Raw genomic sequence first — 26,076 nt, 5'->3', positions numbered from 1 at the left:
CCCGGTTGGCATAAGCAGGCTCGCAAAAAAATTCAACCGATTATTTTCACGCGAGCAAATTCAATCGTTTAGACGTTAGTGGCTTTACGTAAACGTCAATTATATCTGCGCAATTTCGCCAATATCGGCCTCTTGCGTCTTCTGCTGCCAGTCGCGGCTTTGCATTTCGATCAGGCGCGACGCCGTGCGGTCGAACTCGAACGCTTCCGTGCCCCGGGTGCTTGCATAGAGCTTGGCGGGGGGCGCTTCGGCCGAGACGAACAGGCGCACCTGTTGATCGTAGAGCGTGTCGATCAGGAGGATGAACCGCTTGACCTCGTTTCGATGGGCATCCTCCATGACAGGCACGCCATCGATGAAGATGGTCTTGTAGCGCTTGGTTATAGCGAGGAAGTCGCGCGCACCCAGCGGCTTGCGGCACAAATCGTCGAAGGCGAACCGGGCCGCTGAGCCCACGGCCACGGGTATCTCTATCCGCCGTCCCTTCAATGCGATCGTCTGCCTTTCCGCCTCCTTGCCCGCTGTGACGGTTTCCCACGCCTCGTTCATCAGCTGGTCGGCATGGGCGCCGAGCGGGGTGATGTAGACCGGCAGGCGATTGAGCTTTTCGAGCCGGTAGTCCGCGCCGTCATCGATGTGCATTACGCTTGTGTGCTGTTTCAATATGTCGATGAAGGGCAGGAACAGGCCTCGATTGAGGCCATCCCGGTAAAGGTCGTCGGGCGCGACATTGGAGGTGGCCACCAACACGACCCCTTCGGCAAACAGCGCCTGGAAAAGGCGGGACAGGATCATGGCATCGGCGATGTCCGTCACCGTGAACTCGTCGAAGCACAGGACCCAGGCTTCCTGTGCCAGGGCGGCCGCGACCGGCCCTATGGGGTCTGCCTCCCTGGTGTCGCCGTTTTTCAGCGCCGCCCGGTGGTTGGCGATGCGGTCGTGCACGTCGGCCATGAAATCGTTGAAATGGGCCCGGCGTTTTCCGCGTACCGGCAGCATCTCGTAGAACATGTCCATGAGCATCGTCTTGCCGCGCCCGACGCCGCCATGGATGTAGAGGCCGGTGACGCCGGCCCGGTGGTTGCGCCGTTTGGCGAAGAGCCAGCCCAGCGCGCTCGACTTGCGGGCCAGGCGCCGTTCGTCGATGCGCTCGCGCAGGCGGTCCAGCGCAGCGGCGATTTCCTCCTGGGCCGGATCGCGAGCGATCTTGCCCCTCTCGACCAGATGGGCGTATCGCTCGGCGACGGTCTGGTGTGTTGCTAGTCCGTCGCGCAGGGACATGGGATTACCGGGCGGTGGCGGGCAAAGCGGAAAGGCGAGCCCGGATCACGGGCGCGTCATCTTTCTAGCGGTTCAGGGAAATCGGCTGGCCGTTCGTCGTCTGGCCGCTGAAATTCTCCGACCCGGTCGAGTAGAGCCTGGCAAGCACCTGCCCGCTCTCATCGTAAAAGGCGAGTTGATTGCCGGCCACGTTCCACGATTTGACACCATCCATGGGCGCGGGACAGCGCAGCGGACCGGCACGGAAGCCCTGGCCGAACTTTGTCTGCGGGGTTGCCACACGGCAATTCTCGCCCGCCACGGACACGCTCCACACGCCGGCCACGGAACCGGCCGTTATCTCGGGCGCTCCCGCGGCGGCCGCAGCCTGTGCGGCTGGATCCAACGCGGCCATTTCGGTGTCGCCTGTACCGCCCGGTGCTTCGGGAAACTCGCTGGGCGAAGTCGCCTGCGCCGGCGGCGGCAGTTGGCTCGACGTCACCGTGCCGGCGGGCGCTGCCGCCAGAGGCGCCGGCGCGTTCGACTGCATGGGCGTAAACCGCCCGGACTGACAGCCTGCGAGCGCAAGCGTCATAAGCGAGGCGGCGAAAATAAAAGTCTTTGACTGCGGCATTGCCTTCTCCGTCGGCGCCGGGCGCTTCCCAGCATTAAGTTCGCAAGCATCCCACCTAACGATCAACCATGGCGAGGATTGGAAATTATCACATACCAACATGGTTAAGAACCGGTTTCACCGAGTCTTTTCAAGGCCCGTGAACGCGATTCCGTGCAGTTTCGAGATACGGTGCGGAACCGGCGGAAGCATTTTTCGTTAAGCAACGACATCGATTATATGTGCGGAGAGGGATTCCCAATGCTCAAATGGATACTCATTCTGCTGATTATCGCCGCCGTGGCAGGGCTTCTGGGCCTCAACAGTATTGCCGGTGCGGCCATGACCGGCGTCAAGATACTTATCGGCATCGTGCTCGTCCTGTTCCTGCTGGCGGTTCTCGGCATCATCGCCATAGCGTGATCGACCGCGTCGTCTGGTAATTTTTGCCGCGATCCGCCATATAGGCGCCATATCCAGCGGGAATTGGAGCCGATGGCGGAACTTGCGCAATTTGCAAAAATGAACGGGCTCGGCAACGAGATAATCGTTGCCGACATGCGTGGCCGCGCGGACCGTGTTTCCGCCGCTGCCGCGCGCACGCTCGATGCCGATCCTGCCACGCGCTTCGACCAGATCATGGCCATCCACGATCCGAAGGTTGCCGGAACGCACAACTATATCGAGATACTCAACTCCGACGGTTCGCATGCCCAAGCCTGCGGCAACGGCATGCGCTGCGTGGTGCAGGCGCTGGCGGCGGAAACCGGCCAGAAGCTGTTCACCTTCCAGACCGTCGCGGGGATTCTCAATGCCGAGGAACACGAGGACGGGACGATCTCGGTCGACATGGGCAAGCCGCGCTTCGGCTGGCAGGAAGTTCCGCTTGCGGAAGAGTTCCGCGATACGCGCATGATCGAACTGCAGGTGGGGCCGATAGACGATCCGGCGCTGCATTCGCCGTCCGTCGCCTCAATGGGCAATCCGCATGCGATCTTCTGGGTCGATGGCGACGTCAACGGCTACGATCTCGAACGGTTCGGGCCTTTGCTCGAGAACCACCCCATCTTCCCCGAACGCGCCAACATCTCGGTCGCCCGGGTCACCGCGCGCGACAGCCTGGACCTGCGCACCTGGGAGCGCGGCGCGGGGCTGACGCGGGCTTGCGGTTCAGCGGCGTGTGCGGCCGCCGTTTCCGCCGTGCGCACCGGCCGCACGGACCGCCGTGTGACGGTCAACGTTCCCGGCGGCCCGTTGGCAATCCATTGGCGCGACGACGACCATGTAATAATGACCGGCCCGGCCGAATGGGAGTTTTCCGGCCGGTTCGATCCCGCAACCGGGGAATGGCAGCGCGAGACCGAGGGGGTCGCCTGATGGGCGTCGACGTTGTGACATTCGGCTGCCGCCTCAACGCCTATGAGTCGGAAGTCATCAAGCGCGAAGCGGGCGAAGCCGGGCTGGACGCGCTCAAGGGCGGAGCAATCGTCATCAACACCTGCGCCGTCACCGGCGAAGCCGTGCGTCAGGCGCGCCAGGCGATCCGCAAGGCCAGGCGCGACAATCCGCAGGCGCGCATTATTGTCACCGGCTGCGCTGCGCAGACCGAGCCCGGCACTTTCGGCGCCATGGACGAGGTGGATCTGGTCCTCGGCAACGAGGAGAAGCTGAAGGCGCACAGCTACCGCGCTTTGCCGGATTTCGGCGTCAACCGCTTCGAAAAGGTGCGTGTCAACGACATCATGGAGGTGCGGGAGACTGCCTCCCACATGGTCGACGCCCTCGAAGGCCGGGCGCGCGCCTTCGTGCAGGTGCAGAACGGCTGCGACCATCGCTGTACCTTCTGCATCATCCCCTATGGGCGCGGCAATTCGCGCTCGGTGCCTATGGGCGCGGTGGTCGACCAAGTGCGCCGGCTGGTTGAGAACGGCTATGCCGAGGTGGTGCTGACCGGTGTCGACCTGACCAGCTTCGGCGCCGACCTGCCGGGCGCGCCGAAGCTCGGGCGGCTCGTGCGGACGATCCTGCGTGAGGTGCCGGAACTGCGCCGGCTGCGGCTTTCGTCCATCGATTCCATCGAGGCGGACGGCGACCTGATGGCCGCGCTCGCCGAAGAGGAGCGTCTGATGCCGCATCTGCATCTGTCGCTCCAGCATGGCGACGACATGATCCTGAAGCGGATGAAGCGCCGGCACTTGCGCGCCGACAGCATAGCCTTCTGCGAGGAAGTGCGGGCCTTGCGTCCCGACGCCGTGTTCGGCGCGGACATCATTGCGGGCTTTCCGACGGAAACAGAGGAAATGTTCGAGAACTCGCTGCGGATCGTCGATGAATGCAGGCTGACGCATCTGCATGTTTTCCCGTTCTCCCCGCGCGAGGGAACGCCGGCGGCGCGCATGCCGCAGCTCGACCGCGGGCTTGTGAAGGAGCGCGCAGCCAGGCTACGCACGGTGGGAGACGAGGCCTATCGCCGTCATCTTTCCTCCCTTGCCGGCAGCCAGCAGCGTATCCTGGTGGAGCGCGAAGGGCTTGGCCGCACGGAAGGCTTTACGCTGGCGGCTATCGATGTCGGCGGCCCCGGCGACATCATCGAAGCGCGGATCACCGGCCATGACGGGGAGCGGCTTCTGGCCGCGCCGCTGGCCGTGGAGGCAGCATAGGTAGGCATGGCATTCGGATTCATCAAAAAGGTCTTCACCTTCGGCAAGAACAAGGTGGAGGAGGAAAAGCCCGACGACCGGCAGGACGAGACGACCGGGGCAGCGGGAGCAGAGCCGGCGGCGCCGGGCAGCTTGACCGAACCCGCCGCCCCGCCTGAAATCATTCCAGAGCCAGAGCCAGAGCCAGAGCCAGAGCCAGAGCCAGAGCCAGAGCCAGAGCCAGAGCCAGAGCCAGAGCCAGAGCCAGAGCCAGAGCCAGAGCCAGAGCCAGAGCCAGAGCCAGAGCCAGAGCCAGAAAAACCCAGCGCAACGCCGGCGCCTCCCTCTCCCCGTTTACGGGGAGAGGGTGAGGGTGGGAGGCCGCGCGAGGCTGAGGATGCCGCACCGGCCGTGGATGACGCGGCCAAGGAAGCGCCTGAGTCTGAAACCGATGGCGCTGCTCCTCATCCGCCTGCCGGCACCTTCTCCCCGCGGGCAGGGAGAAGGGAGACGGTCGCTACGCCGCCGCCCTTGCCCGTGGAGGCAGAAGAACGCGCCAAGGTGACTGTCGCCAAGGCTGTCGAGCGTCGCAAGGAAGAAGCCGCTGCCGCGCCCGCAACGGAGCCGAAGAAGCCGTGGTTCCAGCGGCTGCGCGAAGGGCTTTCCCGCTCCTCCAAGGAACTGCGCGACAACATTTCCGGTATCTTTCTCAAACGAAAGCTGGACGAGGATACGCTGCAGGACCTGGAAGACGTGCTGCTGCGCGCCGATCTCGGACTCGAAACGGCGATGCGGGTGACGGACGCGCTGGCGTCGGGTCGTTATGGCAAGGACGTATCCGGCGCAGAAGTGCAGGCCGTGATGGCCGAGGAGATCGAGAAGGTGCTCGCCCCCGTCGCCGTGCCGCTGGAACTCGACCTTTCGCACAAGCCGCATGTGGTTCTCGTCGTGGGCGTCAACGGAACCGGCAAGACCACGACCATCGGCAAGCTTGCGGCCAAGCTGACGGCGGGCGGGCTCTCGGTCACGCTGGGGGCCGGCGACACGTTCAGAGCGGCGGCCATCGAACAGCTCAAGATATGGGGCGAGCGCACGGGATCGCCGGTGGTTGCCTCAAAGCTTGGCGCGGATGCGGCAGGCCTTGCCTGGGACGCATACGAGAAGGCGAAGGAGGCCGGCTCGGACGTTCTCATCATCGATACGGCCGGTCGGCTCCAGAACAAGGCCGAGCTGATGTCGGAGCTTGAAAAGATCGTTCGCGTGCTCGGCAAGCACGATCCTGACGCGCCGCATACGGTGTTGCAGACGGTGGACGCAACCACCGGCCAGAACGCCCTTAATCAGGTCGAAATCTTCCGCAATATTGCCGGTGTCAACGGACTGGTGATGACCAAGCTGGACGGGACGGCGCGGGGCGGTATCCTCGTCTCCATAGCCGCCAAGCACAAGCTGCCGGTCTATTTCATCGGCGTCGGCGAAGGCGTCGACGATCTCGAACCCTTTTCTGCAAGCGATTTCGCCAAGGCGATCGCGGGAGTGCATTAAGTGAGCCAGCGAATATTCGAACGCGATCCTTCCGATCCCAAGCGCAAGGAGGTCAACCCGCTGCTCAAGCTGGCGCTGGAGCTCGGGCCGCTCATGGTCTTCTTCTTCGCCAATGCGCGGGGCGAGTGGATCGCCGAACGCTTTCCGGCGCTGGGTGCGCTGGGCGGGCCGCTGTTCATCGCCACCGCCTTGTTCATGGCGGCGACGGCGATCGCCCTTTCGGCCTCGTGGGTGCTTACCCGCACGCTGCCGATCATGCCGCTCGTTTCCGGTGTGGTGGTGTTCATCTTCGGGGCGCTGACGCTCTATCTGCACAGCGAAATCTTCATCAAGATGAAGCCGACCATCGTCAACACACTGTTCGGCGTTATCCTTCTGGGTGGGCTCGCCTTCGGCAAGTCGCTGCTCGGCTACGTGTTCGATTCGGCTTTCAAGCTCGATGCGGTGGGCTGGCGCAAGCTGACCCTGCGCTGGGGGCTGTTCTTCATTTTCCTGGCCATCGTCAACGAAATCGTCTGGCGGTCTTTCTCGACCGACGCCTGGGTGGCGTTCAAGGTGTGGGGCATCATGCCCATAACCATCATCTTCACGATGAGCCAGATGCCGCTCATCATGCGCCATTCGGTGGAAGGGCAGGCCAAGTAGGAAGCCGGCGCCGGCTCCCATCCTCCTTCTCGCCGTTTGCCGAGGAGGTGCGGTAGGCCGATGAGGGGCAGCACCGGCGCTTGTGTCATGTATCGTGCTGCTCTCGGCTGTGCCCACGAAGAAAGCCCATCCGGGTTCAAGCGAATTGCCAGACGATGGTGCGCTTCACCTCGGCATCTTCGAGTGCGCGGGTGACAGGTACCTCGTATTCGGCGAGATAGTGCAGGCGTTCCTTCGGCAGGTAGGCGCGGCCCGGATCGCCAACCAGCACGGCGATACCGCAGCCGGCGAGCGCCTGGAACCAGGGAATGATGCGTTCGGCCAGCGCCTTGTCGTAGAACACGTCGCCGGCAAGAACCACATCGGCCGCGACCTCATTGCCGACCGGATCTTGCCCGGCGATGTCGAACCGGACACCGTTTGCGGCCATGTTGAGCCGGCAGGCGCTTGCGGAAAAGGGATCGGTGTCGGCTGCCAGCACCGCGCCGGCGCCGGCCATCGCGGCGGCGATGGCGACAAGTCCGGAGCCGGTAGCGAAGTCGAGCACGCGCTTGCCGCGCACGTATTCGGGATGGTCCAGCACGTAGCGCGCAAGACCCTGCCCGCCTGCCCAGGCGAAGGCCCAGAAAGGCGGCGGCAGGCCGAGTTCCTGCAACTCCTCCTCCGTCCGCTGCCACAGATCGTGAGCTTCACCTGCCAGATGGAGCTGGATCTCCGGAACGTGCGGCGGTGCGGTAAGCGTGGTGTTGGCACGGATGAAGGCCTCCGCCGCGCCGTCGCCGATCATGGGCTTTTCGGCGCTTCCTTCAGGCCGCCCATACGGCATATCTCGCGCCATTCCTGCTCGCTGACGGGCTGAACCGACAGCCGGGAATTGTTCACCAGAACCATATCGGAAAGATGTGGATTGGCCTTGATATCGGCCAGCGTCACGGGCTGGGGAATGTCCGTCACCGCGCGGATGTCGACGCACTCCCAGCGCGGATCGTCGGTGGTCGAATCCGGGTGTACCGTGTTGCAGACCTCGACGATGCCGACCACGCTGGTCTCCTTCACCGAATGGTAGAAGAAGCCAAGATCGCCGATCTTCATCTCGCGCATGTTGTTGCGGGCCTGGTAGTTGCGCACGCCGGTCCATTCCTCGCCGGCTTCTCCCTTGCGCTTCTGGTCTTCCCACGACCAGGCATTGGGCTCGGATTTGAACAGCCAGTAGGCCATGTTACGCATTCTCCGGCTTGTTGAAGACCCAGTTCCACGGGCGGATCTCCACTGAGGCAAAGAGCCCCACCTGAGCGTAGGGATCGGCCGCAGCGATGACCTCGGCGGCCGCCTTGTCGGCGGCCTCGACCGCCACCAGACTGCCGCAGGGCTTTTCGTTTTCGTCCAGGAACGGCCCCGCGAATTTCAGCGCCCCCTTTTCGTTCAGCCCGTTGAGATAGGCCACGTGGTCGGGGCGTGCATCTAGGCGAACCTGGAGATGGCCGGGTTTATCCTGGCAGATGATGGCGAAGATCAATACAGCCTCCTTTGTTGAAGCATGTTCATTTCCGAAAAACGGGTTCCACTTTTCGGGTTCACGCTCTAGCATTTTGCAGTCAGGTGGTATCACCTGACGTTCGCATAAATGCGGAAAAATAAAAAAGATAGAGCGTCCTTAGTGCGTCCAAATGGACGCACGGCGCTCTAGTTTTCTTCGTGCTTCAGCGGGCGCGACAGCAGCGCGCCCATGGCGGTCTCCACGGTCAGCCGGCCTTCCAGCAGTTCCGTGACGGAGCGGATAATAGGCGCGTCCAGCCCGCGCTCGGCAACGATGCGGGCCGCAATATTGGCCGTAAGCGCGCCTTCGGCAAGCGGCCGGTTATCGAGGCTTTCGCCCCTGCCGAGCGCGAGCCCGTAGGCATAGTTGCGCGACTGGGCCGACGAACAGGTGAGGACGAGATCGCCAAGGCCGGAAAGCCCCATCAGCGTCTCGTCGCGCCCGCCGAAGGAACGAGCAATGCGCCGCAATTCGACAAAGCCGCGTGTGATGATGGCGGCGACGGCGCTGGCGCCGAGGCCCGCGCCGTCGGTCGCGCCGGCGGCAATCGCCAGGACATTCTTGAGTGCGCCGCCGATTTCGACGCCGATCAGATCGCCGGTAGAGTAGCAGCGGAAATGCGGGGCTGACAGCGTTTCGGCAAGGCGCGCGGCGAGCGCGGCGTCCTTTGCCGCGACGGTCACGGCTGTGGGCAGGCCGCGCGCGACTTCGGCGGCGAAGCTTGGGCCGGAAAGCGCCGCAATCGGGTTTTGCGGGAGCACTTCAGCCGCGATCTCCGACATCAGCCGGCCAGTGCCGCGCTCGATACCCTTGGCGCACAGGACGAGGGGCGTGTCAGGCTTCATGGCGGCCCCCATGGCGGATTGGGCGGCGGCCAATACCTCGCGCAGCGTTTGTGCCGGCGTCACGGCGAGCACGCAATCGGCCTCGTTCAGCGCTTCGGCCATGTCCACGGTTGCCGATAGCCCTGGCTTGAGCTCGACACCCGGCAGATAGCGCCCATTGGTGTTGAGGGTCGAGATTTCATCCGCCAGCTGCGGGTCGCGGGTCCACAGCGTCACCGCATGGCCGGCGCGTCGCATGGTCAGCCCCAGCGCCGTGCCCCAGGCACCGGCGCCAAGGACGGCGATACGCCTCATTTTGCTCATGCCTTCGCTCCACGCTTGCCGCCGCCGAAGAGCGGGTTCGTCGTCTCGTCCAGCGGCCAGCGCGGCCTTGGCGCGAAGGACGCCGCATCTTCCACGATGCCGGCTTCAAGGCGCTCCAGCCCGGCCCAAGCGATCATGGCCGCATTGTCGCCGCACAGGTCGAGCGGCGCCGCGACGAGACGGAAGCCTTTGTCCGTGCACAGTTCTTCCAGAGCGGCCCGGATCGCGGCGTTGGCGGCGACGCCGCCGGCAACGACCAATGCCGGCTCACTGTCAGAAGGATGGAGGGTGCGAAAACGTTCCAGGCTGCGGGCTACCCGATCCGCCAGCGTTTCGGTGACCGCCTTCTGGAATGAGGCGCAGATGTCGCTGACGTCCTTCGGCGAAAGCGGCGCCCGTTCGGTTGCCGCGCGGCGCACGGCGGTCTTGAGGCCGGAGAAGGAGAAGTCCGGCCGGGCCTCGCCCTTCAGCGGGCGGGGAAAGGCAAAGCGACGGGGATCGCCGCCCTCCGCGGCCTTTTCGACATTGGGACCGCCGGGATAGGGCAGGCCCAGAAGCTTGGCGGTCTTGTCGAACGCTTCTCCCAGCGCGTCGTCGATGGTGCTTGCCCAGCGCTGATAGTCGCCGATACCTGCCACATGAACGATCTGCGTGTGGCCGCCCGAAACGAGGAGCAGGAGATAGGGAAACGGCAGCCCGTCGGTCAGCCGGGCCGTGAGCGCGTGGCCTTCCAGATGGTTGACCGGGATGAGCGGCTTGCCGGTCGCCGCGGCCATGGCCCTGGCGGTTGTCAGGCCGACGATAAGCCCGCCGATAAGGCCGGGCCCGGCGGTGGCGGCGATGGCGTCCACGTCCTTCAGGGTCAGTCCGGCTTCCTGCAGTGCCGCCTCGATGACGCCGTCCAGCGCCTCGACATGAGCGCGAGCGGCAATCTCCGGCACGACACCGCCGAAGGCCGCGTGCTCCTCGATTTGGCTCAGTACGATATTCGCGAGGATATGCGGGCTGCCGTCGGCATTGCGCGCCACGACGGCGGCCGCCGTCTCGTCGCAACTCGTCTCGATGCCCAGCACGCGCGTCATATGGTCCGCTTCGCCCTTATTGCCGCAGATTCTTGTCGCAAAATTGTGGAACATTCTTGCGGAACCTGCTCAGGTTGCCGCGACCTCCCCTCCTGCGATAGGGAGAGGGCCGCACTTCAATCTCGGCAGTGCGGTTAGCACGGACATGACGGCATGCAAACTGATCTCATTCGCATAGGCACACGGGGCAGCCTTCTGGCGCAGGCCCAGGCGGCCGAAACGCGCGCCCGGCTGATGGCGGCGCACGGCCTGCCGGAAGAGGCTTTCGAGATCGTGGTCATCTCGACATCGGGCGATCGCATCCAGGACCGTCCACTCTCGGAAGCCGGCGGCAAGGGGCTTTTCACCAAGGAGATCGAGGAAGCGCTGCTCGACGGCCGCATCGATCTCGCCGTTCACTCCTCGAAAGACATGCCAACCGTTCTGCCAGAAGGGTTGGAGATCACGGCTTTCCTGGAACGCGAGGACGTGCGGGACGCCTTTATCGGGCGCTCGGTCGAGACAATCGAAGACCTTCCCCAGGGCGCCAAGCTGGGCACCTCGTCGCTGCGCCGCCAGGCGCTGGTACTGCGCATGCGGCCCGACCTCGACGTCTGCATGTTTCGCGGCAATGTGCAGACGCGGCTGAGGAAGCTGGAAGAGGGTGTGGCCGAGGGTACGCTGCTGGCGCTGGCCGGCCTCAAGAGGCTGGCGATGGAACATGTCGCCACCGCGATCATGGACCCTGAAACCTTTCCACCGGCGCTCGGGCAGGGGGCCATCTGCATAGAGAGCCGTGCAGGTGACGGGCGCATCCGCTCCATGCTGGAGGCCATCCACCACGAGGAGACGGGCGCGGCGCTGTCCTGCGAACGCGCCTTCCTGGCGGTGCTCGACGGTTCATGCCGCACACCGATAGCCGGTCTGGCGAAGATGGAAGGCGATCGCCTGTCCTTCTCCGGCCTCATCCTTACCCCCGACGGTCGCCAGAGCCATGAGATCAGCGGCGAAGGCAAGGCAGGGATAGCGGCCGAGATCGGCGTCGATGCCGGGAAGCGCATACGCGACAAGGCGGGCGCGCAATTCTTCGACAGTTGGGATTAGTGGCGCGGGTTCTCGTTACGCGGCCTGAGCCGGGTGCCTCGGAAACGGCGGCGCGGCTGGAAGCGCTGGGCCATCAGCCTCTTGTGCTGCCGCTGACCGAGATCCGCGCATTGCCGGCGGACGCTCCCGATCTGTCCGGGTTTGACGCCGTGGCCATCACGAGCGCCAATGCGGTGCGCCACGCGCCGGAGGAATTGCTTTCTCGACTGAGCGGTTTGCCTGCATTCGCGGTCGGTCCGAGGACGGCGCAACGGGCGCGAGAGGCAGGGCTTCATGTCATGCCCGAGCATCGCGGCGATGCGGCGGCGCTTGCCCGTCTCGTGGCGGAGAAGGTGTCGCGCGGTAGCGGCATCGTTGTCCTGTGCGGCCGGGTGCGGCGTGACGCGCTTGAGGCGGGATTGTCGGCGGCCGGGCTCCGTTCGCTTGTTGTCGAGACCTATGACACGCTGGCTAAGCCTCTGTCCGAGGCAGATGTCGAACGGCTATTGGGCGATGCCTCGCCGGACTTCGTGCTCGTTCATTCCCGTTTCGCTGCTTCCCTCCTGGTGCAAAATGCGTCTATCGGACGAAGACTGACCGCGCGCTTCATATGTATCTCGCAGCGGGTTGCCGGTGCGTTGGGACGTTTTCCGCGCGAAACCTGTCTTGTCGCCCCGGCGCCGACCGACGAGGCTATGCTGTCCCTGATCGACGACGATCTCTCGCGATAACCGCCTGACAATTTATCGGGTGTGGAAAACAGGAAGGTGGCCATGCCCTCCGGGGAACCGAAAAAGGTACCATTTCCTTCACTTTTGAGGGGCCATGTCCTAGGAAGGGTGTTGCGCCGTACGAGGTGCGCACGAAATGCCAGCGGAGCTGCCTGATGGTCAAAACGCCGAGGACCCGTCATTCGAAATCCTCAAAGGATCCGGTGACGATCGATCTGGAACCGGACGCGGTCAAGCGGGAGACGGATGCCGGCGAGGCGGATCCTGCACCGGAAGCGCAGCAGCCAGCGGAAGCCGGCGCACCCGGGGAAAAGACCGTCGATGACGGCAAGGCCGCTTCGGCGAGCACCAAGCGGGACGAGCGGTCAATGAAAGCCGAGCGCGGGAAATTCGGTCGAAGCCCGGCCGAAAAGCCGCGAGAGGCGGGCGAAAAGAAAGAGGATGCCCCTAAATCCGCAGATGCGGGCGGTGCATCGGCCCACCGCGCCGAGGCAGAACCCCGTTCCGGCGGGTCGGGCCGCGCGTTTCTTGGCGGCGTGGCGGGTGGTGTGATCGTGCTGGCGCTTGCCGGCGGGCTGCAATGGGCGAATGTGCTGCCTGTTCCAGGTCAGCGGGAAGAAGCGCCGGATCCGGCAATCGAAAACCTCCGGCAGGAGGTGACCGCCATGCGCGCGGAGCTGGAGAATCTCCGCGCCGCGCCGGCGCAGGCCAGCCAGGATGACGGCGCCCTCCAGGAAGCGCTGGCTCAGCCGCTGCAGCGCATCGAGCAGCTTTCTTCGGATGTCGCCTCCCTGCGTGATAGCGTTTCCTCCGGCGGGGCCGGTGAAAATGCCGGCCTGCAGGCTCTGCAGGCAAAACTCCAGGAGGTGGAAGAGCGGGTTTCCTCTCTGTCCGAGAATGCCGCTCAAGGTAGTGCGGGCGGAGAAGTCGCCGAGCAGGTTGCCGGTCTTGAGCAAAGCGTCTCGCAGGTGCGCGGCACGCTCGACGATATCCGGCAGACGGCCGATGCGAACAGATCGGCTGTTGAGGCGCTGGGCCAGCGGCTGGATTCGCTGACCGAGGAAGTGGCCGCGAATGATGAGGGGCCGAGGCTGGCGCTGGTGGTCGCGGCCTCGGCACTGAAATCCACCGTGGAGCGCGGCGAGCCCTATGCCTCCGAGCTTGAAACCTATTCAGCCCTGGCTCCCGATGCCTCGCAGCTCGATCCGCTGCGGCCCTATGCGCAATTCGGTATTCCCACCCGTGCCGAGCTGGCCGCGGAAGCGCCGGAGGCGGCCTCCGCCATCGCAGCCCTTGGCCGCGCCTCCAATCCCTCGGCGGGTTTCGTCGAGCGTTTGATGGCAAGCGCGCGTTCGGCGATCGATGTGCGCCCGGTAGGCGAGGTGGAGGGCGAGAGCGCGGAAGCGATCGCCGCGCGGATGGAGGCGGCCGTGCAGGCCGGCGATTTCGAGAAGGCGCTGGCTGAGTATGAGACGCTGCCGCCGGAAGCCAAGGAGACCGCGGCGCCGTTCGCCGAGAAGTTGAGGGCGCGCCAGGCGGCCGACGATATTCTAGAGAATGCGCTTTCCAGCGCGCTGAAGCCTGCTTGAGGAAGCGCCGATGTTTCGAGTCCTGTTCTATATCGCGATCGTCTTCCTGCTCGGCCTCGGCTTCGCCTGGCTGGCCGAAAGGCCCGGCGATCTTGTCGTCACCTTCGGCGGGTATCGCTATGAGGTGACGCTGATGGTCGCCGCGGTCCTCGTCGTGGCCATTGTGGCGGCGGTGATGATCGTATGGTGGCTCCTTCGCAGCATCTGGAACAGCCCCTATGCCGTCGCGCGCTATTTCCGGGTGCGCCGCCGGGACAGGGGATACCAGGCACTGTCGACCGGCATGATCGCCGCCGGCGCGGGTGATGGGGGGCTTGCCCGGCGCATGGGAAAGCAGGCATCAAAACTCATTTCGGCGGATCAGGAGCCGCTTATCCACCTGCTCGACGCGCAGGCAGCCTTGCTGGACGGCGACCATGAGGCGGCGCGCGAGAAGTTCGCCGCCATGGCTGACGATCCCGAAACGCGTCTCGTGGGCCTTCGCGGACTTTATCTCGAGGCTGAAAGGCTGGGTGAACGGGAAGCCGCCCGCCACTATGCCTCGGAAGCCGCGCGCCAGGCGCCGCAGCTTCAATGGGCTGCAGAAGCCACGCTGGAAGCACGGGCCGAGGAAGGGGACTGGCAGGGCGCACTGGCGCTTGTCGAGGCGCAGAAGGGGACAAGGCAGGCTGAGCGCGAGGCCATTGCCCGCCGCCGGGCTGTGCTTTTGACCGCCAAGGCCATGGAAATGCTGGATACCGATACGACCGGCGCGAAGACCGCGGCGATGGAGGCCCACCGGCTGCAGCCCGATTTCGTGCCTGCCGCCGTGACGGCGGCACGGGCGTTCTACCGGCTCAACGATCTGCGCAAGGGCGCCAAGGTGCTGGAGACCGTATGGAAGAAGGAGCCGCATCCGGAGCTGGCGGATGTCTATGTGCATGCCCGGCCCGGGGATTCCACCCATGACCGGCTGGCGCGGGCGAAGAAGCTGAAGAAGCTGCGGCCCAACAATGTGGAATCCGAGCTGGCCGTCGGTCGCGCGGCGTTGGATGCCGGCGAATACAAGGAAGCGCGCGCGGCGGCGGAGGCCGCCGTCAGGCTGCAGTCGCGCGAAGGCGCATTCCTCCTTTTGGCCGACATAGAGGAGGCGGAGACTGGCGATCAGGGGCGCGTGCGCCACTGGCTGGCCAAGGCGTTGCGCGCGCCGCGCGATCCGGCCTGGGTGGCGGACGGTCAGGCACTGGAGCGCTGGGCACCCGTTTCGCCGGTAACAGGCCGCGTCGATGCCGTCGAATGGCGTGCACCGGTGGAGCGGCTGGGGCAGGTCGTGGAAGCGGAAGAAGCGCTTGCCGCCCTGCCGGCGCTTCAGTCCGAGTCTGGCCCGCGAGACGACGCCGCAGACATCGAGACTGTGGCGATCGATGCGGAGCCGGTTCTGCAGGAGCCGGAAAAGGAGCAGGAAGAGGCGGGATCGAACGGAGGAGAGCAGCCGGCGGCTCCGGCGGAGCGGGCTGGGGCGGATGAAGAGCGAAAAAAACCGACCGAAGGTAATGATAAATCCGCCGAGGAGCTTGCACGTCTGGCCGAGGCCGAAGAGGATCGAGCGCTGTTGCGCCCTCCCGTGCCGGACGATCCGGGCGTGGATTCCAAGGACACAGAAAAGGACGGAACCCGCTTTCGGTTGTTCTGAGCAGTGTTGCTCCTGGGGAACAGATTTGCGGAACCATAAGCCCATTTGGTCGATTTATTTTCCAATCGGACTTCGCATGTGCGAAGTCCGATTCTAACCTTTGCCTGTCCCGATTCCTGAGCCTGTGATGTTCGAGCGTATTCTTGCCTTCCTGAAAGACCTGCCAGCCGGCGAGACCGCGCCCGGCCTCGATGCTGACGATCCGAGGGTTGCGGGGGCGGCGCTGCTCATCCATGTGATGGCAGCCGACGGCGAGCGTAGCGAGAGCGAGAAGAAACGGCTGAAGGAAACGCTCGCGCGCGCCTACAGCCTGAGCGGTTCGGAACTGAAAGCCTTGCTCAAGGCGGGCGAGGAAGCGGAGGCCGACGCGGTCGACCTTTACACGTTCACCAGTGTGCTGAAACGGCACCTGGGCGTGGAGGCACGCGCGGAATTCGTGCGCCTGATGTGGGAAATCGTCTTTGCCGATGGCGAACTGCACGAGCTTGAGGATAATCTTGTCTGGCGGGTCGCCGAACTGATCGGCGTCGACACCAGGACGCGGGTGCTGATGCGTCAGCGCGTACAGGAGAATGCTGGGATCGACAAGGGAGCGGGATGACCGACGGTCGTGGCGGGGGCGATAGCGGCAGGATACTGATCGTCCTGCACCAGGAAATGTCGAGCCCAGGCCGGGTGGGGCAGTTGCTGGAAGCATCCGGATTTTCCCTCGACATCCGCCGGCCACCATTAGGCGATCCATTGCCGGAGACGCTTGAGGCACATGCCGGCGCCGTCGTGTTCGGCGGGCCGATGAGCGCCAATGACCGCGACGAGTTCGTCCAGCGCGAGACCGACTGGATTTCCATTCCGCTGAGGGAGAACAAGCCGTTTCTGGGCATCTGCCTGGGGGCCCAGATGCTGGTCAACCAACTGGGCGGCGAGGTTACAGGCCATGACGAGGGCCTGGTGGAGATAGGCTGGTATCCGATCCGGGCGACGACCGAGGGCCGCCAGCTAATGCACTGGCCGGAAATGGTTTACCAGTTCCATCGCGAGGGTTTTTCGCTGCCAAAGGGCGCGAAGCTGCTCGCCACCGCCGAACAATATCCCAACCAAGCGTTCCGCTATGGTGAAAACGCGTGGGGCGTGCAGTTCCATGCGGAGCTCACCCGGGTGATGATGCAGCGCTGGGTCGTGCGCGGGGCGCATCGCTTCGTGCTGCCCGGCGCCCAGCCCGGTCGCGACCATCTGGGCGGCCGGTATATCTGGGACCGGCATCTCAGGCAGTGGCTGGTCGAGTTCCTGCAAATCGTGTTTGGCGGGGAGGGCGTCGCAGCGACGGACCCCGCCCGGGAGTCCGGCCGCAAACCTCTGCATCACAGGCAGGTCGGGAGGCGCGGCCTGGCCTGACCAGACGTGCCCCAATCAGAAAAGACCTCAGGTTCGCTGATATTTGATGAAAGGTGTCAGCCTTGCGATGCGGTCATAGAGCTTGCGGGCGGTTTCGTTGAAGTCCTGGGTCATCCAGTAGACATTGGCGGCATCCACCGCGTCGGCTTTCTCGTAGACCGCCTCGATGAGCGCCCGGCCGACGCCCTTGCCCCGGGCTTCAGGATCGGCGTAGAGGTCCTGCAGGTAGCAATTGTTGCCGGTCGCCCAGCATGTGCGATGGAAGATGTAGTGAACGAGGCCCACCGGCTCCCCGTCGATCAGGGCTATCAGGCCATTGGGCTCGTATTCGCCGTCGTCAAAGAGCCGCGTCCAGGTCGTGGCGTAAACCTCCTCCTGCACGCTGGTCTTGTAGAATTCCAGATAAGCAGTCCACATGCGCCGCCATTCTGGCTGGTCGGCGGGCTCGAGCGGTCGGATGGTGATGTCGGGCATGCTTGCCCCTCCTTCATCGAATATTCGTCCGGCGAAACTATTGATCGAAAATAGTGCGCGCAAGGCGTGCCTTCCCACTGGTGGATTGCAGCGCGCAGGACTATATTGGCTGAGCGATCTGCGCCTCACGACAGGAATCCAATTCCCCGGGGCCTTAACGATCCTTAAGGGAGCTGTCCCTGGTCTTGCCCGTGGGCTTGGCCATACGGCGCCCACCTACTTTGTAGGTTCCCGGGATCGAGCATTCCATCGGTTGCCGTGGATCGCATCTTCCCTCCTTGTCGGAATGAAAGCAGTGGCCGGCGCTGACGGGGTTTCCCTGCGGTTGCAGGTTGCCTATCGTGCGGGAATGACCCTCATTACCAAACGCGACTTTAAAAAGAAGCTGCGCCTCGAAGCGCTCGCCCGCCGCGATGCGCTGGATGAAGCTTGGCGTATCGAGACGTCGTTGAACCTTGCCGGGCACGCAGACGAGATCGCGCCACAGCCGGGTGCCGTGGTGTCCGGCTTCTGGCCGATGCGGTCGGAGGTTGATACGCGGCCGCTCATGGCGGCGCTGCGCGACCGTGGCGCGCAGCTTTGCCTGCCGGCGATCCTCGACAGGACAACCATCATCTTCCGCGAGATGGTGCGTGGCGCGCCTATGCTGGACATGGGGTTCGGCACACAGGGACCGGGAACGGAAGCGCAGGAGCTGACGCCGGACCTGATGCTGGTGCCGCTGGCCGCGTTCGATGCGCGCGGCCACCGCATCGGCTATGGCGCCGGCTACTACGATCGGGCAATTGCGCGCATTCAGGCCGCCGGCGGGTCGCCGCGGCTGATCGGCATCGCCTTCGACGTGCAAGAGGTGGCGGAAGTTCCCGAGGAACCCCATGACGTCATCATCCCTGAGATCCTGACGGAAAGCGGCTTGCGCCGGTTCGTTCCGGTTTGATCACGACGATTCGACCGTGGATCGAAAAGCAATTCCGATTTTCAGATCGATAATGTAGAAGGCGGCGATGAGATTCTTGTTTTTAGGCGACATGGTGGGCCGCTCGGGGCGCACGACGGTGTGGGAAAAGCTTCCCGGTCTGATTTCCGATCTGCGGCTCGATTTCGTTGTCGTGAACGGCGAGAACGCGGCGGGTGGCTTCGGCATCACCGAGGAGATTTTCCAGAATACGCTTTCGGCGGGAGCCGACGTGGTGACGACGGGCAACCACGTCTGGGACCAGCGCGAGGCGCTGTCCTTTGCTCCCCGCGAGGAGCGGTTCCTGCGGCCGGCCAATTTCCCGAAAGGAGCGGCAGGGCGCGGCTCGGGTGTCTATATGGCGAAGAACGGCGCGCGCGTGCTTGTCGCCAACATTATGGGCCGCGTCTTCATGCAGCCGGATCTCGATGATCCTTTCGCCTGTGCGGAAGACCTGCTTGCGGCGTGTCCGCTTGGCGAGCAGGTTGATGCGGTGATCATCGATTTCCATGCGGAAGCGACGTCGGAGAAGATGTGCTTCGGCCATTTCGTGGACGGGCGGGCGAGCGTGGTCGTCGGCACGCATACGCATCAGCCGACCGCCGATCACCAGATCCTGAACGGTGGCACGGGCTATCTTTCGGATGCCGGCATGTGCGGCGACTACGATTCCTCGCTCGGCATGGACAAGGAGGAGCCGCTCAACCGCTTCACCACCAAGGTGCCGAAGGGGCGGTTCGAGGCGGCGCAGGGGCCGACGACGATCTGCGGCCTGGGCGTTGAGATATCCGACCGGACGGGTCTTGCCGAGAAGATCGCGCCGCTTCGGCTCGGCCCCAGGCTGGAAGAGACGGTACCTGCTTTCTGGCGTTGACGCGGCCCATTCCGCATCCTACCTGTTCGGGACTTTTTACCCTTTTGCGGCGGGATAGCGATTATGGAATGGCTTGCTGGGCATTTTGACTTCATCTATCATCCGGAAGCTTGGGTGGCGTTGGTTACGCTGGTGGTGCTCGAGATCGTTCTCGGCATAGACAATCTGATCTTCATCTCGATTCTGACCAACAAGTTGCCCAAGGAGCAGCAGAAGCGGGCACGCAGGCTTGGCATCGGTGCGGCGCTGGTCCTGCGTCTGGCCTTGCTCGGCACGATCTCGATCATCGTGCAGCTTACCGATCCGCTGTTCGAGCTGTTCGATCACGGCTTTTCGTGGCGCGATCTCATTCTCATCGCCGGCGGCCTGTTCCTCGTGTGGAAGGCGACCAAGGAGATCCACCATTCTGTCGATCCGGAGGATGACAAGGCGAACATGGTGGGCGGCCGGGTGACCATGGGCATAGGTGCGGCTATCGTTCAGATCCTGTTGCTCGACCTGGTATTCTCGATCGATTCCATTATCACCGCCGTCGGCATGACGGACGAGATCGCCATCATGTTCATCGCCGTCATCTCCGCCGTCACCGTCATGCTCGTCGCTGCGGAGCCGCTGTCGCGCTTCATCGCGCACAATCCCACGGTGGTCATGCTGGCGCTGGGCTTCCTGCTGATGATCGGCATGACGCTGATCGCCGATGGCTTCGGCTTCCACGTCCCCAAGGGCTATATCTACACCGCCATGGGTTTCTCTGCGCTGGTCGAGGGTCTCAACATGATGGCGCGGCGCAAGCGTGCGCGGGAGAAGGAAGAACTCGCGCGGGAGGCGGGCGGAGAGTGAGCTGTTGTCAGTATTGACGACGCGCGGCGTCAGACCCCGTCCAGCACAACGATGGTCGGCCTTCTCGGCAGGCTGGTGAGAGAGACTGTCAAAGAGCGGCCCTCGCGGAAGTCTATGTCGAAACCTTCGCCCATCCGGCCGGTGAAGGCGCTGAGCGGCGTCGTGTGCCGGTGCATGGGCAGGATGATGGAGGAGGACAGCCGGCGCGCGATCTCGCTCATGCCGTCGAGCGACATGGTCATGCCGCCGTCTACCGGCACCATCAACACGTCGAGCCGGCCGATCGCCGCATAGTGTTTGTCGGTCAGCCGGTGGTGCAGATGGCCGAGATGGCCGATGCACAGGCCCGCAACCTCGAAGATGAAGATGGAATTGGCGTCGGCCTCGAACGTGCCGAAACGGTTGATGTCGGTCGTGACGTTACGGATATAGACGTCGTCGACGAGCAGTGAATGCTCCGCCTTGCCGCCGTCCGGGTTCCAGCCCTGCAGAACATGCTCAACGCCCGGCGGCGGGCTCAGCGTGAAATGCGTGGTGTGGGCCTTGTTCATGGTGACCACGCGCGGCGGGGGATTGGCGCCGTGGGCGCCGGAGAAGTCCGTGGCGATGGTGACGCCGGCCGGTGTTTCGATAAGGTAGGTCGAGTGTCCAGCATAGGTGATGGCGACATCGTCACCGGCTGCGGCCGTTTGGAAGCTGGCGAAAATCACCGAAGGCAATGTCTGCGCCATGGCGAGGCAGGTGCTGGGGCGGACCTGCTGGGCGGCGGCATACCACGTGGGCATCAGGAATGTCATCAAAAGCGCGGCGAGGCGGAAGGCAGGCATGGGCAACTCCCTTCTTTGACAGGGATGATGATAACCCATTCCGCCGGCTTGCGCGACCGTGCGACTGCTGGACGTTGTCCGGCAATTTCACTATAACGCGGCCCAATCTGGAAATCTCGAAAGAACGAGTGAAGGAGCCCCATGGCTGGCCATTCCCAATTCAAGAACATCATGCACCGCAAGGGCCGTCAGGACGCCGTCCGCTCCAAGATGTTTTCCAAGCTGGCGCGGGAGATCACCGTCGCCGCGAAGGCAGGCCTGCCCGACCCCGATATGAACCCCCGCCTGCGCCTGGCCGTGCAGAACGCCAAGGCACAGTCCATGCCGAAGGACAATATCGAACGCGCCATCAAGAAGGCCTCCGGCGGCGATTCGGAGAACTACGAAGAGGTGCGCTACGAGGGCTATGGCCCCGGCGGAGTAGCCGTCATCGTCGAGGCGCTGACTGACAACCGCAACCGCTCCGCGTCGAATGTGCGCGCCGCCTTCACCAAGGCCGGCGGTTCCATGGGGGAGACCGGGTCCGTCTCTTTCATGTTCGACCGGGTCGGCGAGATCATCTATCCGGCCAGCGCCGGCGATGCCGATAAGGTGATGGAAGCGGCCATCGAGGCCGGTGCGGAAGACGTGCAATCGGACGAGAACGGCCACGTCATCATTTGCACCTTCGAGGATATCGGCGATGTGACGACGGCGCTGGAACGGTCGCTCGGCGAGGCCGAATCGGTCAAGGCGATCTGGAAGCCGCAGACGAGCACGCCGGTGGACGAGGACCGCGCCCAATCGATCCTCAAGCTGATCGCGACGCTCGAGGACGACGACGACGTGCAGAACGTCTACGCCAATTTCGAGGTCGACGACGAGACCCTCGCCAAGCTGAGCGCCGCATGATGACGGAGACGTCGGACAAATCAGCGGGACCCGGCCCGCTTGGACCCGGCATGGGTGGCCACAAGGTGGTCATCACCTACTGCGCCCAGTGCAACTGGATGCTGCGGGCGGGGTGGATGGCGCAGGAACTGCTGTCGACCTTTTCGTTCGAGCTTTCCGAGGTGACGCTGAAGCCGGGAACGGGTGGCATCTTCCAGATCGAGTGCGACGGCGAACTGATCTGGGACCGCAAGCGTGACGATGGCTTTCCTGATGTGAAAGCGCTGAAGCAGATGGTGCGCGACCGCGTCGATCCTGACCGCGCCCTGGGGCATATAGACAGGCCCTGACCTGCAACAAAAAAGCCCGGGGGCAAACCCGGGCTTTTTTTGCAATCATGATCACAAAGTGTCTTAGACGCCGAGACCCTCGTAGCGCTTCTTGAAGCGCGAGACGCGGCCGCCGCGGTCCATCAGCGTCTGCTGACCGCCGGTCCAGGCCGGGTGCGTGGTGGGATCGATGTCGAGATGCATCGTGTCGCCTTCCTTGCCCCAGGTCGAGCGGGTCTCGTACTCGGTGCCGTCAGTCATGACGACCTTGATCGTGTGATAGTCGGGATGAATGTCGGCTTTCATCGTTCTGTCCTGAATCTCTGCGGTTGTTCAGATGAGCAGCGCTGCGGCAATGTCGCTCACGCTCAAAACTTGAAGCCGCGGCCGATGAAGGCTACGGCTTTCAAAAGGTTGGCGTGCCTATACATCAGGCGCAGAACAGACACAAGTGCGCCGGGCTTCGATTCTTTATCGCGCCGGAAGGAATGGGTACATGCTGGAAACGAGGGCGCGGAAATGAAGGCGGCGCCGGAGCCGGACAAAGGGCGGTCGCTTGGGCCGCTCACGCGTCTTGCGCCCTATGTGCGACGCTACCCGCGGCTCGTCGTCGGCGCCTGCATTTCCCTGCTTCTGGCGGCCGGCGCCACGCTGACCCTGCCCTTGGCGGTGCGGCGCATGATCGATCATGGCTTTTCCCAATCCGACGGGACATTCATCGCCAATTATTTCTCGATGCTCGTCGTGGTGGCGGCCGTGCTCGCGCTGGCTTCGGCCTGCCGGTACTATTTCGTCATCACGCTCGGCGAGCGGGTGGTGGCAGATCTCCGGCGCGACGTCTTCGAGCGTGTTACCCGTCTTTCGCCGGCCTTCTTCGACAAGGCCCAGTCAGGCGAGATCGTCTCGCGGCTGACGGCGGATGCGACGCAGATCAAGTCGGCGGTCGGCGCCACGGCCTCGGTCGCCCTGCGCAACACGCTGATGGGGCTTGGCGCGGTGGTCATGATGGCGATCACCAGCCCCAGCCTTTCGGCGCTCGTCGTGGTGGCCATTCCGCTCATCGTCCTGCCGCTCGTGGCCTTCGGACGCTCCGTGCGGCGGCGTTCGCGCCATGCGCAGGACACGCTCGCCGAAGCGTCCGCGTTCGCCGGCGAGCAGATCGGCGCGGTGCGGGTGCTGCAGGCCTTCACCAGCGAGGAAAGCGTCGCCCGGCGCTTCGGCGAGGCCGTGGAGCAGGCTTTCCAGGCGGCGCGCCAATCCATCCTGGCGCGTTCGATCCTGACGTTCTTCGCGATCTTCACGACGTTCGCCTCGGTGGTCGCGGTGTTGTGGTTCGGATCGCATCAGGTGTTGGCCGGCACGATGACGCCGGGCACGCTCGGCCAGTTTCTGCTCTACGCCGTACTGGCCGCCGGCGCGCTAGGCGCGCTCTCCGAGGTTTGGGGCGAACTGTCGCAGGCAGCAGGCGCCGCCGAGCGCATGGGCGAACTCATCGACGAGCACGCCGCCATCACCAAGCCGGAGAACCCGAAGGCGCTGCCGGAGCCGGCCATGGGCGCGGTGTCATTCCGTAATGTCGAGTTCGCCTACCCGGCGCGGCCGGAACGCTCTGCCCTGCATCGGCTCTCCTTCGACGTCGAGCCGGGCGAAACCGTGGCGATCGTGGGGCCTTCGGGTGCAGGCAAGAGCACGGTGTTCTCGCTGCTTCTGCGCTTTTACGATCCTGTTCGGGGGACAATCCTGGTCGATGGGGTCGATGTGCGGGAAGCCGACCCTTCGGCGGTGCGCCGGCGCATGGCCATCGTGCCGCAGGATGTCACGATATTCGCCTGCAGTGTCGCCGAAAACATCGCTTTCGGCCGGCCCGGCGCTTCGCGTGACGAGATCGCTGCCGCTGCCAGGGCCGCCCACGCGCACGAGTTCATCCAGCAACTGGACGAGGGCTACGATACCGCCGTCGGCGAACGCGGGATCACCCTTTCGGGCGGGCAGCGCCAGCGCGTGGCCATCGCCCGGGCGATCCTGCGGGATGCGCCGATCCTGCTCCTCGACGAAGCGACTTCGGCTCTCGATTCGGAAAGCGAGACGCTGGTTCAGCAGGCGCTGGAGGAACTGATGAAAGGGCGCACCACCATCGTCATCGCTCATCGCCTCGCCACCGTATTGAAGGCGGACCGGATATTGGTGATGGATGACGGGCGCATCATCGAGGAGGGCAGCCACGCCGAACTCGTGGCACGCGGCGGCGCCTATGCGCGCCTGGCCAGCCTGCAGTTCGAGGCCGGCGCGGACGTGTTCAAGGGCGCGGCGGAGTAGGGCGCTTCAATTCGCAGCGGCGTGACGTCCGGCATTTCGCCCGGTGAAAATGCAGCCGCCGAGAAACGTTCCCTCCAGCGCCTTGTAGCCGTGATAGCCGCCGCCGCCGAAGCCGGCGGCCTCGCCGATCGCATAAAGGCCCGGCACGGGCTTTCCGGCAGCATCCAGCGCCTGGCCGTGAAGATTCGTATGGATGCCGCCGAGCGTCTTGCGCGTCAGGACATTGAGCCGGACGGCAATCAGCGGCCCGTTGGCCGCGTCCAGTATGGCATGGGGCTTGGGCGTGCGGATGAGCCGGTCGCCCAGATAGGCGCGGGCGCCGCGGATGGCGGTGATCTGCATGTCCTTCGCAAACGGGTTATCAAGCTGGCGGTCGCGGGCGGCGATCTGGCGTTCGATGTGGCCGGCATCGAGAAGGCCGTTGCCGGTGAGCGCGTTCATACCGGCCACCAATTCGGCAATGGTGTCGCGCACGACGAAATCCTCGCCCTTTTCCTTGAAAGCCTCGACGGGAGGCGGAGCGCCCTTGCCGCGCCGGCTCTTCAGCACCTGCAGCCAGCTTTTCGAGGTCAGGTCCGGGTTCTGCTCCGATCCGGACAGAGCGAACTCCTTCTCGATGATCTTCTGGGTCAGGACGAACCAGGAATACTCAAAGCCGGTGGAAAGGATATGCTTCAGCGTCGCCAGCGTATCGAATCCCGGCAGGCAGGGGGCCGGAAGCCTGTCGCCGCGCGCATCAAACCACAGGGAGGAAGGGCCGGGCAGGATGCGGATGCCGTGGTTCGGCCAGATCGGCGCGAAATTGCGCAGGCCTTCGGTATAATGCCACATGCGATCAGTGTTGATGGTTGCCGCGCCGGCCTTTCCGGTCACGCCGATCATGCGACCATCGACATGGTGCGGTACGCCCGCGACCATCGTTTTCGGTGCCGGGCCCAGCCTTTCCACCGGCCAATTTTTCCTGACGAGATCCAGATTGCCGCCGATGCCGCCCGAAGCGACGATGACGATTGGGGCGCTGAATGCGAAATCGCCTATGACGGTCCGGCCGGACTGCTGGCCGATGGCGACGGCCGACGGCTCCAGAAGGTCGCCGGCGACACCCGATACGACGCCGCGGGTCTTGGATATGCGGGTGGCGCGATGGCGGAGCCGGACCGTGATCCTTCCGGTCTCTTCCTGTTCGCGGACGCGGCGCGCGAAGGGCTCCACGACGCCCGGCCCCGTGCCCCAGGTGATGTGGAAGCGTGGGACGGAATTGCCGTGACCATGGGCGAAGGCTCCGCCGCGTTCGGCCCAGCCGACGACGGGAAACCAGCGCATGCCCATCTGGCGCAGCCAGGAGCGCATCTCGCCGGCGGCAAACTCTACATAGGCTTCGGCGACCTTCCGCGGCCAATGGTCTTCCTGCCGGTCGAAGCCCGCCGATCCCATCCAGTCGGAAAGGGCGAGGTCCCGGCTGTCGCGAATGCGCATACGCCGCTGTTCCGGCGTGTCGACCATGAAGAGACCGCCCAGCGACCAGTGCGCCTGACCGGCAAGAAAGCCTTCCTGCTCCAGCAGGATGACGCGTTTACCGCGGTCGGCGAGTTCGGCCGCTGCAGCCAGGCCGGCAAGGCCTCCGCCCACGATTATGGCATCCGCATCGTTGCCCATCCCGCCCCCGATCTATTGCA

The 26,076-nt window shown here is 64.4% G+C and carries 28 protein-coding genes and 1 other RNA gene; 18 read left to right on the top strand and 11 right to left on the bottom strand.

Annotation, left to right across the window (positions count from 1 at the left end):
* Positions 1–99: 99 nt before the first annotated feature.
* Both zapE and N1058_RS11820 read right to left on the bottom strand, forming a co-directional pair.
* Complete coding sequence (zapE, locus tag N1058_RS11825) at positions 100–1,281, bottom strand: cell division protein ZapE (RefSeq protein WP_265517740.1); 1,182 nt, start codon at positions 1,279–1,281, stop codon at positions 100–102.
* Positions 1,282–1,345: 64 nt separating this feature from the next.
* Positions 1,346–1,894, bottom strand: coding sequence for a protease inhibitor Inh/omp19 family protein (locus tag N1058_RS11820; protein WP_265517739.1), 549 nt, complete (start codon positions 1,892–1,894; stop codon positions 1,346–1,348).
* Positions 1,895–2,134: 240 nt separating this feature from the next.
* Here N1058_RS11820 and N1058_RS11815 point away from each other — a divergent pair, with 240 nt between their 5' ends.
* From N1058_RS11815 to N1058_RS11795, 5 genes are all read left to right on the top strand, one after another.
* Positions 2,135–2,296, top strand: coding sequence for a DUF1328 family protein (locus N1058_RS11815; protein WP_265517738.1), 162 nt, complete (start codon positions 2,135–2,137; stop codon positions 2,294–2,296).
* A gap of 72 nt (positions 2,297–2,368) precedes the next feature.
* Positions 2,369–3,250: a diaminopimelate epimerase gene (gene dapF / locus N1058_RS11810; RefSeq protein WP_265517737.1), complete on the top strand. Its 882-nt coding sequence runs from the start codon at positions 2,369–2,371 to the stop codon at positions 3,248–3,250.
* Positions 3,250–4,533 (top strand): tRNA (N(6)-L-threonylcarbamoyladenosine(37)-C(2))-methylthiotransferase MtaB, encoded by a 1,284-nt coding sequence (gene mtaB, locus N1058_RS11805; protein ID WP_265517736.1) that lies wholly within the window; start codon positions 3,250–3,252, stop codon positions 4,531–4,533. Before dapF ends, mtaB begins: the two co-directional genes overlap by 1 nt.
* 6 nt (positions 4,534–4,539) lie before the next feature.
* The gene (gene ftsY / locus N1058_RS11800; RefSeq protein ID WP_265517735.1) at positions 4,540–6,057 is read left to right on the top strand and encodes a signal recognition particle-docking protein FtsY; all 1,518 of its coding nucleotides are present in this window, start codon (positions 4,540–4,542) and stop codon (positions 6,055–6,057) included.
* Positions 6,058–6,702 carry a septation protein A gene (locus N1058_RS11795; protein ID WP_265517734.1) on the top strand — a complete coding sequence of 215 codons (645 nt, stop codon included), beginning with the start codon at positions 6,058–6,060 and terminating at the stop codon, positions 6,700–6,702.
* A 136-nt stretch (positions 6,703–6,838) separates the two neighbouring features.
* Here the strand turns inward: N1058_RS11795 and N1058_RS11790 are convergent, their stop codons facing one another.
* The 5 genes from N1058_RS11790 to tsaD all read right to left on the bottom strand — a co-directional run bounded on the left by N1058_RS11790 (position 6,839) and on the right by tsaD (position 10,469).
* Positions 6,839–7,489: a class I SAM-dependent methyltransferase gene (locus tag N1058_RS11790; protein ID WP_265517733.1), complete on the bottom strand. Its 651-nt coding sequence runs from the start codon at positions 7,487–7,489 to the stop codon at positions 6,839–6,841.
* Positions 7,486–7,920, bottom strand: coding sequence for an EVE domain-containing protein (locus tag N1058_RS11785; RefSeq protein WP_265517732.1), 435 nt, complete (start codon positions 7,918–7,920; stop codon positions 7,486–7,488). The genes N1058_RS11790 and N1058_RS11785 overlap by 4 nt, the downstream gene beginning before the upstream one ends.
* A gap of 1 nt (position 7,921) precedes the next feature.
* Positions 7,922–8,218 carry a YciI-like protein gene (locus tag N1058_RS11780; RefSeq protein WP_265517731.1) on the bottom strand — a complete coding sequence of 99 codons (297 nt, stop codon included), beginning with the start codon at positions 8,216–8,218 and terminating at the stop codon, positions 7,922–7,924.
* Between the two features lie 167 nt (positions 8,219–8,385).
* A complete protein-coding gene (locus N1058_RS11775) occupies positions 8,386–9,387 on the bottom strand; it encodes an NAD(P)H-dependent glycerol-3-phosphate dehydrogenase (protein ID WP_265517730.1) in 1,002 nt (333 codons plus the stop codon).
* Positions 9,384–10,469, bottom strand: coding sequence for a tRNA (adenosine(37)-N6)-threonylcarbamoyltransferase complex transferase subunit TsaD (gene tsaD / locus N1058_RS11770; protein WP_265517886.1), 1,086 nt, complete (start codon positions 10,467–10,469; stop codon positions 9,384–9,386). Before tsaD ends, N1058_RS11775 begins: the two co-directional genes overlap by 4 nt.
* 153 nt (positions 10,470–10,622) lie before the next feature.
* Between tsaD and hemC the strand changes: the two genes are divergently transcribed.
* The 6 genes from hemC (at position 10,623) to N1058_RS11740 (ending at position 16,915) form a co-directional block, all read left to right on the top strand.
* Positions 10,623–11,552, top strand: coding sequence for a hydroxymethylbilane synthase (hemC, locus tag N1058_RS11765; RefSeq protein WP_265517729.1), 930 nt, complete (start codon positions 10,623–10,625; stop codon positions 11,550–11,552).
* Positions 11,552–12,262 (top strand): uroporphyrinogen-III synthase, encoded by a 711-nt coding sequence (locus N1058_RS11760; protein WP_265517728.1) that lies wholly within the window; start codon positions 11,552–11,554, stop codon positions 12,260–12,262. Before hemC ends, N1058_RS11760 begins: the two co-directional genes overlap by 1 nt.
* 155 nt (positions 12,263–12,417) lie before the next feature.
* Positions 12,418–13,851 (top strand): COG4223 family protein, encoded by a 1,434-nt coding sequence (locus N1058_RS11755; protein WP_265517727.1) that lies wholly within the window; start codon positions 12,418–12,420, stop codon positions 13,849–13,851.
* Positions 13,852–13,861: 10 nt separating this feature from the next.
* Positions 13,862–15,523, top strand: a complete 1,662-nt coding sequence (locus N1058_RS11750; protein WP_265517726.1) for a heme biosynthesis protein HemY — start codon at positions 13,862–13,864, stop codon at positions 15,521–15,523.
* 127 nt (positions 15,524–15,650) lie between these two features.
* On the top strand, positions 15,651–16,124 hold the full coding sequence (locus N1058_RS11745; RefSeq protein ID WP_265517725.1) for a tellurite resistance TerB family protein: 474 nt from the start codon (positions 15,651–15,653) through the stop codon (positions 16,122–16,124).
* Positions 16,121–16,915, top strand: a complete 795-nt coding sequence (locus N1058_RS11740; protein WP_265517724.1) for a glutamine amidotransferase — start codon at positions 16,121–16,123, stop codon at positions 16,913–16,915. Before N1058_RS11745 ends, N1058_RS11740 begins: the two co-directional genes overlap by 4 nt.
* 27 nt (positions 16,916–16,942) lie before the next feature.
* Here N1058_RS11740 and N1058_RS11735 read toward each other — a convergent pair whose 3' ends face one another.
* Entirely contained in the window at positions 16,943–17,389 is a 447-nt protein-coding gene (locus N1058_RS11735) for a GNAT family N-acetyltransferase (RefSeq protein WP_265517723.1), read from the bottom strand.
* Positions 17,390–17,501: 112 nt separating this feature from the next.
* On the opposite strand from N1058_RS11735, the gene ssrS reads away from it, so the two are divergent.
* The 4 genes from ssrS to N1058_RS11715 all read left to right on the top strand — a co-directional run bounded on the left by ssrS (position 17,502) and on the right by N1058_RS11715 (position 20,058).
* A non-coding RNA gene (gene ssrS, locus N1058_RS11730) (6S RNA) lies at positions 17,502–17,658 on the top strand.
* Positions 17,659–17,738: 80 nt separating this feature from the next.
* Positions 17,739–18,326: a 5-formyltetrahydrofolate cyclo-ligase gene (locus N1058_RS11725; protein ID WP_265517885.1), complete on the top strand. Its 588-nt coding sequence runs from the start codon at positions 17,739–17,741 to the stop codon at positions 18,324–18,326.
* A gap of 67 nt (positions 18,327–18,393) precedes the next feature.
* Complete coding sequence (locus N1058_RS11720; RefSeq protein WP_265517721.1) at positions 18,394–19,218, top strand: TIGR00282 family metallophosphoesterase; 825 nt, start codon at positions 18,394–18,396, stop codon at positions 19,216–19,218.
* Between the two features lie 63 nt (positions 19,219–19,281).
* Positions 19,282–20,058, top strand: coding sequence for a TerC family protein (locus N1058_RS11715; RefSeq protein ID WP_265517720.1), 777 nt, complete (start codon positions 19,282–19,284; stop codon positions 20,056–20,058).
* Positions 20,059–20,087: 29 nt separating this feature from the next.
* Here the strand turns inward: N1058_RS11715 and N1058_RS11710 are convergent, their stop codons facing one another.
* A complete protein-coding gene (locus N1058_RS11710) occupies positions 20,088–20,885 on the bottom strand; it encodes an MBL fold metallo-hydrolase (protein WP_265517719.1) in 798 nt (265 codons plus the stop codon).
* Between the two features lie 141 nt (positions 20,886–21,026).
* On the opposite strand from N1058_RS11710, the gene N1058_RS11705 reads away from it, so the two are divergent.
* Both N1058_RS11705 and N1058_RS11700 read left to right on the top strand, forming a co-directional pair.
* Positions 21,027–21,776, top strand: coding sequence for a YebC/PmpR family DNA-binding transcriptional regulator (locus tag N1058_RS11705; RefSeq protein ID WP_265517718.1), 750 nt, complete (start codon positions 21,027–21,029; stop codon positions 21,774–21,776).
* Between the two features lie 50 nt (positions 21,777–21,826).
* Positions 21,827–22,105: an Rdx family protein gene (locus N1058_RS11700; protein ID WP_265517884.1), complete on the top strand. Its 279-nt coding sequence runs from the start codon at positions 21,827–21,829 to the stop codon at positions 22,103–22,105.
* A gap of 63 nt (positions 22,106–22,168) precedes the next feature.
* Here N1058_RS11700 and rpmE read toward each other — a convergent pair whose 3' ends face one another.
* On the bottom strand, positions 22,169–22,390 hold the full coding sequence (rpmE, locus tag N1058_RS11695; RefSeq protein ID WP_265517717.1) for a 50S ribosomal protein L31: 222 nt from the start codon (positions 22,388–22,390) through the stop codon (positions 22,169–22,171).
* 213 nt (positions 22,391–22,603) lie between these two features.
* Between rpmE and N1058_RS11690 the strand changes: the two genes are divergently transcribed.
* Positions 22,604–24,400 (top strand): ABC transporter transmembrane domain-containing protein, encoded by a 1,797-nt coding sequence (locus tag N1058_RS11690; RefSeq protein ID WP_265517716.1) that lies wholly within the window; start codon positions 22,604–22,606, stop codon positions 24,398–24,400.
* A 6-nt stretch (positions 24,401–24,406) separates the two neighbouring features.
* On the opposite strand, the gene N1058_RS11685 is transcribed toward N1058_RS11690, so the two are convergent.
* Positions 24,407–26,056 carry an FAD-binding dehydrogenase gene (locus N1058_RS11685; protein WP_265517715.1) on the bottom strand — a complete coding sequence of 550 codons (1,650 nt, stop codon included), beginning with the start codon at positions 26,054–26,056 and terminating at the stop codon, positions 24,407–24,409.
* Between the last annotated feature and the right edge of the window lie 20 nt (positions 26,057–26,076).

The organism is Nitratireductor luteus (assembly GCF_026162365.1).
Lineage (GTDB): Bacteria > Pseudomonadota > Alphaproteobacteria > Rhizobiales > Rhizobiaceae > Chelativorans > Chelativorans luteus.
The sequence above is the reverse complement of the archived record's forward strand: the minus strand, read 5'-3'. Positions and strand labels throughout refer to the sequence as shown.